Origin of the sequence: Yersinia sp. 2466 StPb PI, from assembly GCF_041538325.1 — a bacterium.
In the GTDB taxonomy this organism is placed as follows: Bacteria; Pseudomonadota; Gammaproteobacteria; order Enterobacterales; family Enterobacteriaceae; genus Yersinia; species Yersinia enterocolitica_E.
In genome coordinates this window covers 3,353,926-3,369,880 of the sequence record NZ_JAULSL010000001.1, presented here as the reverse complement: position 1 = coordinate 3,369,880, position 15,955 = coordinate 3,353,926, and the positions used below count along the sequence as shown (strand labels likewise).

Genomic DNA, 15,955 nt, shown 5'->3' with positions numbered 1-15,955 from the left:
ACTGCGTGGCCTAACGTCATTATTAATAATGATCGGTGGGTTATCGTAAAAATTTAAAGGGACAAATAATGAATAAGTCAAAATCGATCGCGACTCTGGTTATCCATGCCGGAGATCAAGTTGACCGGGGCAATAATGCTATTTTTCCACCAATTACTACTGCCAGTTCTTTCATTCAACCCAATTTAGGCGAAGAAGGGGAGTTTTGTTATTCCCGTTGCAGTAACCCGACAAGATATGCGTATGAAACCGCCTTGGCTGAGTTAGAAGGTGGTATCTATGCCACAGCGACCGCTTCCGGTATGGCAGCAACTGCACTTATATTGGAGTTGCTACCTAAAGATTCCCATGTATTAGTAATGAAAGGGGTCTATGGCGGTACTTATCGGTTGTTTGAACGTCTGCGTAAACACACTTCAGGCACCACATTCAGTTATGTCGATCTTAACGATCTGGCGTCAGTAAATAGCCATATTCAGAAGAATACAGCTTTAATCTGGATTGAAACGCCCACTAACCCACTGTTGGAATTAGTTGATATTGAAGCGGTATGCCAGGTTGCCAAAAGCAGGGGAATAATGAGCTGCGTGGATAATACCTTTGCCAGTGCCTGGAACCAACGGCCGCTCACTTTAGGTGCTGATATTGTTATGCTCTCTACCAGTAAATATATTGGTGGGCATTCAGATTTAATTGGTGGTGCAGTTATTACCAATGTGCAGAATATTGCTGACCAACTGGATTTTTGTAAAACCACCGTTGGGGCTATTGCTTCGCCGTTTGATGCCTATTTGGCATTACGCGGCATGAAAACACTTGATGTTCGTATGGAACGTCAATGCAGTAATGCTTTAAAAATCGCGCAGTTTTTAGCACAACATTCTAAGGTACTAGATGTCCATTACCCTGGTCTGGAATCACATCCTCAATATCAATTGTGTAAAAAACAGATGCGTTCTGGCGGGGCGGTAGTCAGTATCCGATTAAAAGGCGATATAACAGCGGTGAAAACCTTTATTGCCAAGCTAAATTATTTTGTTTTAGCCGAATCACTGGGGGGCGTTGAAAGTATGGTTAACCATTCTGCTTCAATGTCGCATGGTTCTATGTCTCAAAACGAGAGGGAAAATATAGGCATATACGATACAACACTACGGCTTTCAATCGGTATCGAAGATATTAATGATTTAATAGCAGACACAGAGCAAGCCCTTTCCTTTATACAATAATTAATAGGGTAGTCATATGCATGATTATGGCGTGTGGACAATTATAACTCCACTGGTAACTATTTGTTTGGCGATTTTTACTCGGCAGGTAATATTGTCGTTATTAATGGGGATAGTTGTTGGATTTACGGTTATTAATGATCACAATCTACTTCAGGGGATCAGTGGCACTTTAAATGGAATTATTGATACATTCTCTTCTCCAGGTAATACTCGTACCGTTATTTTTATGGTGATGATTGGCGGGATCATGCGCTTAATTGTCGTGACCGGGGGCGTTCGAAGTTTAGTTCGCGCCTTAACAGAAAAAACTCAGTTTGTTACCAATAAAAAAGCAGTGCAGTTGTTGGCGATGGTGATTACGTCAATTATTTTCATTGAAAGTTCGATCAACCAACTTATTGCCGGTGCATCGACCAAAGATCTGGCAAAAAGATACGGTCTATCACCAGAGAAAATGTCTTATATTGTCCAAACCTCCTGTGTATCGGTCTGTTCTTCAGCAATGATTAATGGTTGGGGGGCGGCAATGATGGGGGTTATCGGTGTCCAGATCGCCAAAGGGTACATCGATGGACAGCCTTTTGAGATTCTGGCCAGATCGATGGTGTGGAATCTGATGGCATGGTTCTCGTTGGCGTCCGTACTGTTCTATATTTTCTCTGGGGCATCCTGGGGGCCGATGAAGAAGGCTGAAGTGAATTACATCAGCAAACAGGATCTGCACGTTGAGAAAGAACCCGATGAAGTCATTGATCATCCGGCGTGTAATTCATTGCTAAATTTCCTTATCCCTATTCTGTCGACTGTTATTGCTGTGCCGGTTGCACTTTATGTCACTGGCGATGGTGATTTCACTAAAGGTAGCGGCTCTATGTCGGTATATAGCGCCGTGATGTTTGGGACAACGGTTTCTTTTGTTTGGTTCTGTGGGCGACGGATCCTGAATATAGAATCCTTTTTTAAAGAGTTGTATATCGGTTACGCCAGTATGGTGAAAATCAGCTCAATAATGGTATTGGCATTTTTGATGGGGAATGTCTCTGCTGATCTCAATACCGGGCAATATATTGCTACTATCACCTCCGGTATTATTTCTCCTGGATTCTCAATTGGCTTTATTTTTATTATCAGTGCAATTATGTCGCTAGCGACGGGGACGTCGTGGGGCACGTTTGCCATTATGATCCCCATTGGTGTTCAGCTTGGGGTCTCTCTGGGGATGCCAGTGGAATATATGATTGGTGCGGCCATTGCGGGTTCTATTTTTGGTGACATGACATCGCCTATCTCTGGTGATGCCATTGTGGCGTCTATGGCGACGGATTGTGACCATATTGAGCATATTCGAACACAAATGCCCTATGCCATTGCAACTGCAAGTATTGTTTTGGCAATCTATCTCTATCTCGGTTTTACGGTATAACCTGATGGCCTTCTATCTTACTGTTAGATAAGAATGGTCAACGGATACCCCTCCAAATAATGCCATTATAAATATTTGTAATGGCATTATTTCTGCTTTTAACTCCTGCTATTTCCCGCTGGAAATGCTTAATTTAATGAATTCACCGTTTTATTTCTGCTGTATTTACCTGCTTGCTTACTGTGCTTATGTCAGGTTAAGTAAAGTCCAACAATTAAACTGACCGAGTAATTATCGACTCCCGCAAAATAACTGACGGCGATTGGAAAAATATATCTTATATAAAATAAGTGTTGATTTTATGTTTCGAAATGTTTGACTATTGTTCTGTAAATTGAGCAAAAGGGAATCATTATGCTTTGGAAAAATACCAGGGAGCAGTTCGGGCGCATGACTATTGCTATCCACTGGTTAGTGGCATTTACGGTGTATGCGTTGTTTGCCCTGGGTTTATGGATGGTAACTCTGGGCTACTACGATGGCTGGTATCATCAGGCACCTGAAATACATAAAAGCATCGGATGCATACTGTTTGCGGTGATGTTATTTCGGGTGATTTGGCGCTTTATTTCGCCGCCCCCCAAACCCTTATTGAGTTATAGCCGCTTAACTCGGGTAAGCGCGATATTGGCGCATTTGATTTTATATATTGTCCTATTTTGTATCATGTTCAGCGGTTATTTGATCTCAACAGCAGATGGGCAACCAATCAATGTATTTGGTTGGTTCAATGTCCCTGCAACACTGATCAATCTACCTGACCAGGCAGATACTGCCGGAACTGTACATCTCTATTTGGCTTGGGCAGTCGTCGTGCTTTCACTGTTGCATGGACTGGCCGCGATTAAGCACCACTTTATTGATGGTGATGTAACCCTTAAGCGGATGCTGGGACGTAGCACCGATTAACCAACTGTATTATGGAGAATTAAATATGTTTAATAAGACCCTGTTGGGCCTGGCTGTAGGTGCACTGATGTTTACCGCAGGCAGTGCCGTAGCCGCCGAATATAAAATCGATAAAGAAGGGCAGCATGCCTTTATCGAATTCAGGATTAAACATTTAGGATATAGCTGGTTATACGGCAGTTTTAATGATTTTGACGGTTCTTTCACTTTTGATGAGAAAAATCCGGCCGCTGATAAAGTTAATGTGGTGATCAATACCAATAGTGTTGATACCAACCATGCAGAGCGTGACAAACATCTGCGTAGTAAAGATTTCCTGAATGTCGGTAAATTCCCACAGGCAACGTTTGAGTCGACCGACGTTAAGAAAAATGCAGAAGGCTATTCGGTCGTGGGTAACCTGACATTAAATGGTGTCACTAAGCCGGTGACATTGGAAAGCAAGTTGACTGGTCAAGGTAGTGATCCTTGGGGCGGTTATCGTGCTGGCTTTGAAGCAAATGGTACTATCAAGCTGAAAGACTTTAATATCACCACTGATTTAGGCCCGGCATCACAGGAAGTCGAACTGATTTTGTCAGTCGAAGGTGTTCGCGCCAAATAGTCAGAGCGATACCAATACCGTCGTTGTTTGACCTAAAGGAGCCTTGTGCTCCTTTTCTTTGGGTGCTACTCCGCGCTGACTTCTGGCGTTAAATGCTAAACTAATTAATCAGATATCTTTCCAATGACTATACTTAAAAAAACGAGCCGTAGCGTGCAAGCATCATTAAAAGATTGATCTGACTCACTAGTCGTATTTAATTGTTTGTGGGGTATATATGGCCAATGTTCCCAAAAAAACGCGCACTATCAAGCCTCCCTCCTATTTAGATGCCATTATTCCGATGTTGTCGTTGGTGTTACTCGTCGGCGCATCTGTCGCTCTGTTTGGCCTCAATGCCGTCAATGGACCATTACAGGTCGCGCTTATTCTTTGCACCATGATTACCGCTGTAATCATTATGAAGAATGGTCATGTATGGGAGGATATTGCCCAATCCACGCGTAAGGGAATATCAACAGTGGTTGGCGCGATATTTATCTTACTTGCTGTTGGTGCATTAATTGGGACCTGGAACATGTCGGGGACGATACCGACTTTAGTTTATTACGGCATTATTCTGATTACACCAAATTGGTTTTTCCCCATTACATTTCTTGTTTGTGTCGGGGTTTCTCTAAGTATTGGCAGCTCCTGGACAACGGCGGGAACCATTGGGGTAGGGTTGGTTGGGTTATCCAATATGATTGGTGTCTCACCAGAGATAACCGCAGGTGCCGTGATTTCTGGTGCCTATGTGGGTGACAAAATCTCGCCATTATCCGAAAGTACTGTGTTGGCCGCACAGTTGAATGGTGTTGAATTGTATCGCCATATACAGGCACAACTTTGGACCACAATTCCTGCCGCATTGGTTGCTTTGGTAGCATTCATCATATTGGGTATCAATCAACAAGCCAGCTTTGATGCCACAATTACGCACGCCGAATTAGCCCGATTTGATGAGTTATTCAACATTACGCCTTGGAATTTACTGCCACTGGTATTCTTACTTGGATTATCCGTCGGTAAAGTCCCGGCACCGTTGGCCATTATTAGCGCGGCGTTATTGGCTGGTGTGATGGCAGCATTTATTCAGCCGCAGGCCATTGCGCGCTTTATTGCTGAACCTGATACCGCGTTACCCATTGCTGCGGTGAAGGGCGTTTGGTTGGCGATGGCTAATGGTTTTCAGGAGAACTCCGGTATTCCACAGATGGATGCATTGTTGTCGCGTGGGGGAATGGACAGCATGCTGCTGACTATCTGGTTGATTATCGGTGCAGTGACATTCGGTATTATGGTGGATGACTTTGGCCTGCTTAATAAACTGGTAACCCCGATTTTGTTGCGGGCTAAAACTGTTGGGCAACTTTTTGCTTCGGCGGTTGCTACGGCCATTGGGCTTAATATCGTCGCGGGTGATCAATATATTGCTTTATTGCTGCCAACACGGTTATTCCACGGTGAATTTGCCAAACGCGGGTTAGCACCTGAAAATCTCTCACGCCTGGTGGGGGATGCCGGTATCGTCACCTCTCCGTTGATTCCCTGGAATTCTTGCGGTGCTTATATGGCGGCGGTATTGGGTGTATCCACCATGGGCTATCTGCCATTTGCGGTATTTAATATTGCCGCGCCGATAGTCACGCTAATACTGGGTATCACCGGCTATAAGGTCCGCCGTATTGTGGTTGAGAGAGCATCATCGGTGCCACCAATAGCCAGTGATCGCCGAGAGGATGGGCTATAAACACCAGCTGTCCCTTGCTATGCCCAATATACGCCCAGTGAACTGGGCGCTTTATTGATGGTTGAGCGCTAATTGGCTTAAATATGGCCCGTCACTGATTGAATCCCTGATAATCAGTTCGGACTGAAATATATTTTCAGTTGATAAATATCCTCCGTCCAGCATTGAAATTAGCCGATTAATGACGTCATTTATCATACCGCTGACGGGGTCTTTAATACTGGATAACGATGGACTTAGAAAAGGTGCAATGGGGATATTGTCGAAGCCAATAAGAGAGACCGCTTCAGGTACGCTGATCCCTGCCTGATTTAATCTTTTCATGGCGCCAATTGCCATATCATCATTGCTGGCGATAATCGCACTAAATGGTTGTTGGCTGGCTAATAACGATTCTACCGCAGTTGCACCACTGAGCGGGGTCCATTTTCCTTGAATAATAAGGTTATCGCGCAGCGGAAGAGAAAATGCATTTAATGCTTCTTTATATCCAGAAAGGCGCTCAATCGCTGTTGGTGAATCCAGTGAGCCGGTGATAAATGCAATATCCTGATGGCCCCGCTCAATGAGATATTTTGTCGCATTATAACTGGACCCTTTATGATCGCAGAAAGTACAGTGGCTGTGGTTTTTTCTTAATTTTCTGTTGACCACCATAATGGGCTGCTTATATTTATCAATAATAAGATCCATATCATCCACAGTTAAAAATCGGGGATAAATTATTATTGCGTCGCAACGTAAGTCGAGCAGGAATTGGATTGCTTCTTGTTCCTCTTCCGCGCTGTGTTTCCCGTCAACCAGCACCAGTTGACGGCCATTATTCTCTAATTTTTTGGCCGCTTGAGACAGTATTTCATTAAAGTAGTTACCATTATAAAGAGTATTGGTCACCACCAAACCAATGCATTGTGATTTATTGGTCGCCAGATTTCTTGCCAGCAAGTTTGGTCGATATCCGCTCTCTTCAATCGCTTTATATACCTGCGCTTTAGTCACTTCACTGACATAGCCTTTGCCTGACAGAACACGCGAAACAGTGGCTTTCGAGACACCTGCTTTTTTTGCCACTTCTAGCATTGTAGACATAGGTCTTTCCTACCCGTTGAAAATTATTGTCATTCTATACCTTTCGCCCTCGAAACTGCACGGCTGTTAGCAATATTCACTTACCCTATGGGCGGGTAGACATGCTGTTCCAATTGGGTTCTGGCCCATGCGCTATAGACTGGCGGCTGACTGGCAATACTCAGTTCTTTAGGCTCACAACTACTGTCGTGCACAATAACACGCCTAATTAATGTGATCGTTATCACAAAATAAGAATTTAATTACTCCATCTATTGAATTGCAGTCAGTAATTTAAGATTCTCGTGTGGAACCGGTTACCTAGTTGCCTGATAATAACTAAAAGCAAGGGTGTATCGGCAGGTAATATTTAAATAACACTATGAATATAATAGCTAATTACCATTCATGCTGGTGAGGATAGTCCCTCTTCGATGGCAAATGGTTTGCTTAGCTCGGCGTGCGTCATTACGGGGAGTTGCTACTCATGTCAAAGAATTATGCCGCAGTATCTGCATCGATAGTCGATGCCATTGGTGGGGCGAATAACATCGCGGCGGTGACCCACTGTATGACGCGTTTACGCTTTGTGCTTAACGATGATAGTGCGGTTGATCTGGCGAAGTTGAAGTCCATCACCGGTGTGCTGGGTGTGGTGCGCAATGAAAACCAGTGTCAGGTCATTATTGGTAATAACGTTTCATATGCCTATGCTGAAGTGCTAAAACTGCTGCCGGAAGGCCTGGTAGCTGAAAATACGCTGCCGCAAAAAAATAAAATAACCTTGAAACGCATCGGCGCGGGGATCCTTGATGCGCTGATTGGCACCATGTCACCTCTGATTCCTGCCATTATCGGTGGTTCAATGGTCAAACTGTTGGCCATGATTCTGGATATGACCGGTGTTTTTGGCAAAGGCTCATCGACACTGATTATTCTCAATGTCATTGGTGACGGGGCGTTCTTCTTCCTTCCGGTTATGGTTGCTGCTTCTGCCGCACTCAAATTTAAAACCAATATGTCACTGGCTATCGCCATTGCCGGGGTGTTGGTTCATCCCGCCTTTATTGATTTAATGGCCAAAGCTGCACAAGGCCAACAAGTTGAGTTTATGGGCATTTCGGTCACGGCGGTGAAGTATACCTATACCGTTATTCCGGCATTATGTATGACCTGGCTGCTGTCTTATATTGAAAGATGGGTGGATCGCATTACACCGGCGGTGACCAAAAACTTCCTTAAACCAATGTTAATTGTGCTGATTTCCGCGCCTATTGCCATCATGTTTATTGGCCCTCTGGGAATTTGGATCGGCAGCGGTATTTCTTCGTTAGTGTACACCGTTCATGACTATCTGGGCTGGCTCTCGGTAGCGATTATGGGGGCACTCTGGCCTTTATTGGTTATGACCGGCATGCACCGTGTCTTTACCCCAACCATTATTCAGACCATTGCGGAGACCGGCAAAGAGGGCATGGTTATGCCATCAGAGATTGGCGCTAATCTTTCACTGGGTGGCTCATCGTTGGCTGTCGCATGGCGAACCAAAAACCCGGAATTGCGCCAAACGGCGCTGGCTGCTGCCGCATCAGCGATTGTCGCGGGTATCTCTGAACCGGCACTTTATGGGGTGGCATTGCGTCTTAAACGCCCGCTGATCGCCAGTCTTATTAGTGGTTTTATTTGTGGTGCAGTCGCCGGAATCGGTGGGCTGGCAAGTCATTCGATGGCGTCCCCTGGATTATTTACCAGTGTCCAGTTCTTCGATCCGGCCAATCCAATGAGTATCGTATGGGTGTTTGGTGTGATGATTCTGGCCATCGTGATTTCGTTTATTACCACGCTGTTGCTGGGTTTTGAAGATATCCCGGTTGAAAATAGCGAAAGTGATACCGCCCATTCTGCTGTTGCGCCAAGCGCAGTAAAAATTAACTAAATACGAGGTATGTAATGCCAGTATCAACATTTCCCGACGGTTTCTTATGGGGCGGCGCATTAGCCGCAAACCAGGCCGAAGGTGCTTGCTTTGAAGGTGGAAAAGGGCTGACGACGGTTGATATGATCCCTCATGGACCACACCGTTTGGCAGTAAAGCTGGGGCAGGAGAAGCGTTTTACCCTAAGAGATGATGAGTTTTATCCCAGTCATCAAGCGATCGATTTCTATCATCGTTATAAAGATGATATCGCGTTAATGGCTGAAATGGGGTTCACCGTATTTCGTACCTCAATCGCATGGAGTCGGATTTACCCTAACGGTGATGAGTTAACCCCGAATGCGCAGGGCATTGCATTTTACCGCGACCTTTTTGCCGAGTGTAAAAAGTACAATATTGAGCCACTGGTGACGCTGTGCCACTTTGATGTTCCCATGCATCTGGTCACAGAATACGGCTCGTGGCGTAACCGGAAGATGGTTGATTTCTTCGCTCGTTATGCGCGCACATGTTTTACGGCGTTTGATGGATTAGTTAAGTACTGGCTCACTTTTAACGAAATTAATATCCTGCTGCACAGTCCGTTCTCTGGCGCCGGGCTGGTGTTTGAGCAACAGGAAAATCAGGAGCAAGTAAAGTATCAGGCTGCTCATCATGAGTTGCTTGCCAGTGCCTTGGCGACAAAAATTGCCCATGAGGTTAATCCGAATAATCAGGTGGGGTGCATGCTGGCGGGGGGGAACTTTTATCCGCGCACTTGTAAACCCGAGGATGTGTGGGCCGCGCTGGAGAAAGACCGTGAAAATCTGTTTTTCATTGATGTACAGGCCCGAGGTGCTTATCCGGCTTATACCAAACGGCTTTTCAGGGAGAAAGGGATTTCAATTGTTACTGAAACGGGTGACGACGAGATACTCAAGCATACAGTGGATTTTGTCTCCTTTAGTTATTATGCCTCCCGCTGTGCGTCGGCCGATATGAACGACCATAACAGCAGTGCGGCGAATATCGTAAAATCGCTGAAAAATCCTCACATTGAGGCCAGTGAATGGGGGTGGGGTATTGATCCTTTAGGTTTACGCATCACCATGAATATGATGTACGACCGCTATCAGAAACCACTATTTTTGGTTGAGAATGGGTTAGGTGCCAAGGATGAAATTAACCCGCAAGGCGAGATTGAAGATGATTATCGCATCAGTTATTTGCGTGAGCATATCAAAGCTATGGGGGAGGCCATTGTTGATGGCATTCCGGTAATGGGTTATACCTCATGGGGTTGTATTGATCTGGTTTCTGCTTCTACCGGTGAAATGAGCAAGCGCTATGGTTTTGTTTATGTTGACCGTGATGATCAGGGCAAGGGCTCTTTAGCCCGTAAGAGAAAGAAATCCTTTTATTGGTACAAAAAAGTTATTGCCAGTAACGGTGCCGATTTGGATTAAGTCATCTGCCGGGATATCGTCTATAGCCGATATCCCCAGTGGATAAATATAGTCGGGAGCGGGTCCATTTTCTCCTTATGACGTATTACCCGGCACTATCATTACTATCGTGCGGGCCTTTCTTCAGATGAATCATGAAATCGGTAAATGCGGTGCGCAGCGGTGCAAACAGCGGGTGTTTACGGTTCTCCAGCATCGTTTCTGAAAACAGTTTCAGCCCGAGAGCAAATGCTGCGGTTTTCTCTTTGCCGAAGTCTATATCTTCCCGCATTTGTAACCGTTCGATGATGCCGAGGATCTCGTCATGATTCTCGGCTTCGAACGTTAGCGGGGTTTTCTCAATAGCGTCACCTTTGCGGTCGGTCAGCGGCTCAATGGTGATGCGATAACGATATCCCGGCATCAGCTTTTCTCCTGATCTTTTTCATCAGTTGTAGCCGAAGGCGGTGCTAACTCTTTTTCAATCACTTCTACCGCCGCCAGTAGTGCGGCGTTAATGCGTAAAACCTGCTCTGGTGCGACATCAGAACGCATCATACTGCTACGTAGAATGTGGCGTAAGCGATGCATAGCATCAGAAATACCTTCTGCCAGATTCCCTTCTGGCCGGCGATTTACCTGTGCCAAGCGGGAGAAAATCACATCCACCATCTGTTGATTTTGTTGTAATTCAACTTTACCGGCATCAGTGATTTGGTAGCTTTTACGGCCATTACCGGTTGCCACTGGCGTGACAAAATCTTGCTCTTCTAGCAGGGTTAGCGTTGGGTAGATAACCCCAGGGCTTGGAACATAGAGCCCGGAGGACGCCTCTTCAATTGCCTTAATCAGCTCGTAACCGTGGCTCGGTTTTTTATCAACCAGCGCTAAGAGGACGATGCGCAAATCCCCATGTTCGAACAAGCGATGCATTTTATCACCGCGACCACGCCTGCTGCCCCTTACTGCTTCAGCGCCTTCAGCGGTTATATGATGACGACCTCCGCGATGCATCCTTTCGCCACAGTGGCGCTGCCCTTCATGGTGTTCGCCGCCCTGATGATGACCACGTTTTGAAAAACCAAACATAATGACTCTCCTTTAGATATATCTAAACAATTTAGATATATCTAATTTAGATCGATATATCTAAATTGACAAGCAGAGAGTGATAAATAGTGAGTTTTATGGGTAAAAATAGAGGAGATTTGTACTCTATTTATTGATATATATGATAAATATTTATTATATGCCAGCGAGGAATAAAGTGAAGATAAAGTCCATATAGTGAGGGGAATGGGTTGGCTGGTGATGTTTTATCTGGAGTAAATGAGCTAAAAACTCTGTGTGTTTCCACTGCTGGTAGTCGTTAGGCAATTTTTGTTTTAGTGTTTCAACCTTGATTGTTCATTCTTTGTACTGAGCTTCAAAGTAGGGAGCGTAAGCAGTCTACCCAGTTCGATTCTCTGGAAAATCCATATTGTTTAGACTTTGTCGATATCGTTGTTTTAACAGGGTTTTATAGACTTGGCGGGATGTGCTAAGAAGTGCTAATGGTGTCCCCGACTGGAATCGAACCAGTAACTAGCCCTTAGGAGGGGCTTGTTATATCCGTTTAACTACGGGGACCCGGACATTGGCAGAGTGACTGCCGCTGAAGTGTACTGCCGAGCATTATACGCATTTTTATCCAGATAATAAGCGGTTAGCTGGCTGTTTGGTTACTCTGTCACCAACTTAGAGTGATTAAGTGATAGTAATAACCGAAAAACGATGTTTATCGGCACAGTTGTAGCTATCTAGCCTTATAACTGTTTTTTTGCCGTAAGCCATTAACAACATCGAGTATCAGGCTGACGTGAGAAGTGAATAAGTTAATTTGAATAGGTTAATTAAGGACACGAGGCTGTCGCCACTCGTGTCCAGTAAACTCAGCAACCAACGGCAATCCCCCCAGAGGCTACATTTCTATTTGGGGGTAACTCATTGATTAAAATATCAACTCTTCTTAACGAACTCTGATTTCAACTTCATTGGACCAAACCCATCAATTTTACAATCGATATTGTGATCCCCTTCAACCAGGCGGATGCCTTTCACTTTGGTGCCAATTTTCAGCGTTGAAGAACTGCCTTTTACTTTTAGGTCTTTAACAACAGTTACTGAGTCACCGTCAGCCAACAAATTACCGTTGGCATCGCGCACCACCAGGTCGTCTTGGCCGGTGGCTGAAGGGCTATTTTCCGACCACTCATGACCACATTCCGGGCAATTCAGTTGTTCACCTTCTTGCCATGTAAATTCAGAACTACATTTTGGACAGTTTGGTAAATCCTGCACGTTAACCTCTTGAAATTAAATTGAATAAATATAAAAAAGTGACAAATAACAGTCTGCTATATTGATGTTCACATATTTTACACTTTTTACCGCATTAAAGAATAGCCAAGTGGCCAGTAACTCAGGTAAATAATTACGGGTGTATCGGTGTAGCTATCTTTGAATCCTGCCACGTCATGGCATTTTTTATGGTTTAGATGATATAAGGATGATTGGCTGAACTAAGGGGATTTTATTAAAAATTGTCGGTATACCCTGTTACCACCTGTTAGTGGAACAGTGATAACTGAATCCCGCTTACTTTTGCCCTAAGCGCCGATGTTGTTCAAGTTCATAGTCGATAAAAGCATTGATCATCGTCCGGTAAACTTTCTCTATGATCTCTTCTGCTAATCCCGCTTTGCTGGCTTCTGCTGTGACACGATCTATTACCATCTGCACCCGATCTGGCGCCCGTACTGCGTTCTGATCCTGCTTAAATGCGGCGGCCGCTTTTACACATTGGCTCCGTTGCGCGATTAACGCGACAATTTGCGAATCTATGCCATCAATAGCCGCTCTGATATCCTCGATCGAAGAGAAATGCATTAGTTGTACCTCTTTGCTAGTACGAAATTATCACGTTAACACAGTGGTTAAGTTGGTGCTATTCAGAGGGGGGCGGAGTGTCTTTGGTTGCCTTATCACCATTTTTCGGTTGATGGGTCATATCACTGCGGATCTGCGCATGGCTTATCAGGGCAAAAATAAAAGTACCGCCGATAATGTTGCCTGCCAATGTTGGAATCGCGAATGGATAAATAAATTGCTGCCAGGGTAATGAGCCATTAAATACCAGATAGAAGATTTCGACCGAACCAACCACAATATGGGTAAGGTCGCATAGCGCCACTAAATAGGTCATCAGGAAAATGACCCAGATCTTAGCGCCTCCTGCTGATGGCATCATCCATACCATAGTGGCAATGATCCAACCGGAAAATATGCCGTTAGCAAACATCTCAGATGGCGAATTCTCCATCACCCCTTGTGCCAGAGTGACAAATGATGCGCGGGTCGACTCATCAAACACCGGCATATGGATAAAGGAATAGGCCGCAATTCCTGTACCGATAAGGTTGCCCAGTAGTACCAACCCCCATAGGCGAAATAACAGAAGAAAGTTTTGCCCACTCGGTTTTTGCATGATGGGCAGTACCGCGGTCACGGTATTTTCGGTAAATAGCTGTTGGCGGGCCATAATGACAATAATAAAACCAAAGGTATAACCGACATTCTCCAGCAGGAAACTTGCCGGTGAGTCAGGTAGTTTTGCGTGAAAAATGCCTTTGGCAATAAGCGATGCCCCCATTGAAAGGCCGGCAGCAATGGCAGACCACAGCAGTGCAAAGCTGTCGCGCTCTAACTCTTTTTGCCCCTCGAGGCGGATCAATTCATGGATTGCGGCTGCTTTTGAGGGAAGTTCCTTCTCATTTATTTCTATCTCTTTTCCCTGCTTTTGTTCCTCACTTTCCACTTTCAATTCACCCTTATTCTGCGACAGTTTTTCATCATTCATAGGGATTTCCCAGTTGGTAGATAAATAATTGTGGTGGTTGGAACACAAAAAATAAGGGAAGGTCGACATAATAAGCGTAGTCGCTATTTATTATTCGCGGGCTAATGGTGAGTTGTTAGTGTGTCTTTGTTGGGCGGAGTAAAATAGCCATCAGAAGAGGGAGAAAAGTAACCCAACGTTAATGTTGTTGGTTTTTTCTACAGAAATTTGATCTTATACCGAATAATACCTCTATAAGGGTAGGGTCAGGGTTAGGCCCACGCTACGTAAGGATTAAGCCTTATGTTATCATTCAGTTTTCCTGAAACAACAATCCTACGGTGGAAACCAATCCTTCATGTTGGAAGCTAAAAACCTGACCTGCATCCGAGATGAGCGAAGCTTGTTCCAACAGTTAAGCTTTTGTGTGGCTGCTGGGGAGATAGTGCAGGTCGAGGGGCAAAATGGTGCAGGTAAAACCAGTCTGTTGCGGATTTTAGCCGGACTGGCCGATGCAGATGAAGGGCAGGTGAGCTGGTTGGGGGCGAATATTCGCCGAGATCGCGCTAAGTATCATCAGGATTTATTGTTTTTAGGCCATCAACCGGGGGTTAAGTCGGTACTGACGCCTTTTGAAAATCTGGCGTTTTATCAGTCGGTGTTACAAAAGGTCGATAGCGCCGCAATCTGGCAGGCTTTGTCTCAGGTCGGGTTGGTGGGTTATGAGGATTTACCGGTATCTCAATTATCGGCTGGGCAGCAACGGCGCGTGGCCTTGGCCCGTTTGTGGTTGAGCAAGGCTCCACTATGGATTCTGGATGAACCGTTGACCGCGATTGATAAGCAGGGGGTTGCTACCCTGTTAGATCTGTTTGTTGAACATGCAGCTAACGGTGGCATGGTACTGCTTACCACACATCAGGATCTGAACGGTGTTGGTCAGAGTGTGCGTAAAATCCGTTTAACCAACACGCAGGAGAATTAATGTTTATCAGCGTGTTGCGTCGTGAATTAAAAATAGCCTTTAGAAAAGGGGCAGAGATAGTTAACCCGCTCTGGTTTTTTCTGATTGTCATCACGCTGTTTCCGTTAGGGATAGGCCCAGAACCGCAATTATTGGCGCGTATTGCTCCGGGGATTGTCTGGGTGGCGGCATTGCTTGCATCGTTACTCTCTTTGGAGCGGCTATTTCGCGATGATTTCTACGATGGTTCCCTTGAACAGTTGTTGTTGTTACCCGCGCCACTGGCACTCACGGTGTTAGGCAAAGTGTGTGCTCACTGGGTCGTTACCGGATTACCCTTGCTTATTTTATCTCCGCTGGTCGCTCTCTTGCTGTCTCTTGATAGTAATACCGCGATTGCCATGGCGCTCACGCTGCTGTTGGGGACGCCAACCTTAAGTTTTATCGGGGCTATTGGTGTGGCACTGACGGTGGGGTTACGCAAGGGAGGGGTGCTGCTGAGTTTATTGGTGTTGCCGCTGTATATCCCGGTGCTGATATTTGCTACTGCGGCCATTGATGCGGCTTCTATGTCACTGCCGATTGATGGGTATCTGGCGATTTTGGGGGCAATGCTCGCGGGGAGTGTAACACTTGCGCCTTTTGCCACCGCCGCTGCATTGAGAGTGAGTGTGCACTAGCAGTTGAATGCCACTCAGAAGGTAACAATTTCTTAAAAGAAATCTGTAGTTAAAATATAATAATTTTCAGAAGCTTAAGCACGGTAGCCAACGCAGTCAGAGCAGA

At 45.2% G+C, this 15,955-nt stretch carries 15 protein-coding genes and 1 tRNA gene; 9 read left to right on the top strand and 7 right to left on the bottom strand.

What is annotated here, in order from left to right; translation table 11 throughout:
• Positions 1-68 precede the first annotated feature (68 nt).
• The 5 genes from Q2T72_RS15260 to Q2T72_RS15240 all read left to right on the top strand — a co-directional run bounded on the left by Q2T72_RS15260 (position 69) and on the right by Q2T72_RS15240 (position 5,900).
• Positions 69-1,229, top strand: coding sequence for a PLP-dependent aspartate aminotransferase family protein (locus tag Q2T72_RS15260; RefSeq protein WP_372569411.1), 1,161 nt, complete (start codon positions 69-71; stop codon positions 1,227-1,229).
• 16 nt (positions 1,230-1,245) lie between these two features.
• Positions 1,246-2,655 carry a Na+/H+ antiporter NhaC family protein gene (locus Q2T72_RS15255; protein ID WP_372569410.1) on the top strand — a complete coding sequence of 470 codons (1,410 nt, stop codon included), beginning with the start codon at positions 1,246-1,248 and terminating at the stop codon, positions 2,653-2,655.
• 354 nt (positions 2,656-3,009) lie between these two features.
• Positions 3,010-3,564, top strand: a complete 555-nt coding sequence (locus tag Q2T72_RS15250) for a cytochrome b (RefSeq protein ID WP_372569409.1) — start codon at positions 3,010-3,012, stop codon at positions 3,562-3,564.
• 25 nt (positions 3,565-3,589) lie between these two features.
• Entirely contained in the window at positions 3,590-4,168 is a 579-nt protein-coding gene (locus Q2T72_RS15245) for a YceI family protein (protein WP_083158188.1), read from the top strand.
• 217 nt (positions 4,169-4,385) lie between these two features.
• Complete coding sequence (locus Q2T72_RS15240) at positions 4,386-5,900, top strand: Na+/H+ antiporter NhaC family protein (RefSeq protein ID WP_083158189.1); 1,515 nt, start codon at positions 4,386-4,388, stop codon at positions 5,898-5,900.
• Between the two features lie 51 nt (positions 5,901-5,951).
• Here the strand turns inward: Q2T72_RS15240 and Q2T72_RS15235 are convergent, their stop codons facing one another.
• Entirely contained in the window at positions 5,952-6,989 is a 1,038-nt protein-coding gene (locus Q2T72_RS15235) for a LacI family DNA-binding transcriptional regulator (RefSeq protein ID WP_083158190.1), read from the bottom strand.
• Between the two features lie 466 nt (positions 6,990-7,455).
• Here Q2T72_RS15235 and ascF point away from each other — a divergent pair, with 466 nt between their 5' ends.
• Complete coding sequence (gene ascF / locus Q2T72_RS15230) at positions 7,456-8,904, top strand: PTS cellobiose/arbutin/salicin transporter subunit IIBC (protein ID WP_193784621.1); 1,449 nt, start codon at positions 7,456-7,458, stop codon at positions 8,902-8,904.
• 14 nt (positions 8,905-8,918) lie between these two features.
• Complete coding sequence (locus Q2T72_RS15225; RefSeq protein WP_083158192.1) at positions 8,919-10,349, top strand: 6-phospho-beta-glucosidase; 1,431 nt, start codon at positions 8,919-8,921, stop codon at positions 10,347-10,349.
• Positions 10,350-10,434: 85 nt separating this feature from the next.
• Here Q2T72_RS15225 and Q2T72_RS15220 read toward each other — a convergent pair whose 3' ends face one another.
• From Q2T72_RS15220 to Q2T72_RS15195, 6 genes are all read right to left on the bottom strand, one after another.
• Positions 10,435-10,752: a DUF3861 domain-containing protein gene (locus Q2T72_RS15220; RefSeq protein WP_083158193.1), complete on the bottom strand. Its 318-nt coding sequence runs from the start codon at positions 10,750-10,752 to the stop codon at positions 10,435-10,437.
• Positions 10,752-11,417: a PadR family transcriptional regulator gene (locus tag Q2T72_RS15215; protein WP_083158194.1), complete on the bottom strand. Its 666-nt coding sequence runs from the start codon at positions 11,415-11,417 to the stop codon at positions 10,752-10,754. Before Q2T72_RS15215 ends, Q2T72_RS15220 begins: the two co-directional genes overlap by 1 nt.
• A 465-nt stretch (positions 11,418-11,882) precedes the next feature.
• Positions 11,883-11,957: transfer RNA gene (locus Q2T72_RS15210), tRNA-Arg, on the bottom strand.
• Positions 11,958-12,326: 369 nt separating this feature from the next.
• On the bottom strand, positions 12,327-12,668 hold the full coding sequence (locus Q2T72_RS15205) for a zinc ribbon domain-containing protein YjdM (RefSeq protein ID WP_083158195.1): 342 nt from the start codon (positions 12,666-12,668) through the stop codon (positions 12,327-12,329).
• 297 nt (positions 12,669-12,965) lie between these two features.
• Positions 12,966-13,256, bottom strand: coding sequence for a chorismate mutase (locus tag Q2T72_RS15200; protein WP_083158196.1), 291 nt, complete (start codon positions 13,254-13,256; stop codon positions 12,966-12,968).
• A gap of 58 nt (positions 13,257-13,314) precedes the next feature.
• Entirely contained in the window at positions 13,315-14,226 is a 912-nt protein-coding gene (locus tag Q2T72_RS15195) for a formate/nitrite transporter family protein (RefSeq protein WP_372569407.1), read from the bottom strand.
• A gap of 337 nt (positions 14,227-14,563) precedes the next feature.
• Here Q2T72_RS15195 and ccmA point away from each other — a divergent pair, with 337 nt between their 5' ends.
• Both ccmA and ccmB read left to right on the top strand, forming a co-directional pair.
• Positions 14,564-15,190 (top strand): cytochrome c biogenesis heme-transporting ATPase CcmA, encoded by a 627-nt coding sequence (gene ccmA / locus Q2T72_RS15190; protein WP_083158198.1) that lies wholly within the window; start codon positions 14,564-14,566, stop codon positions 15,188-15,190.
• Positions 15,190-15,849, top strand: coding sequence for a heme exporter protein CcmB (gene ccmB / locus Q2T72_RS15185; protein ID WP_083158199.1), 660 nt, complete (start codon positions 15,190-15,192; stop codon positions 15,847-15,849). Before ccmA ends, ccmB begins: the two co-directional genes overlap by 1 nt.
• Positions 15,850-15,955 lie beyond the last annotated feature (106 nt).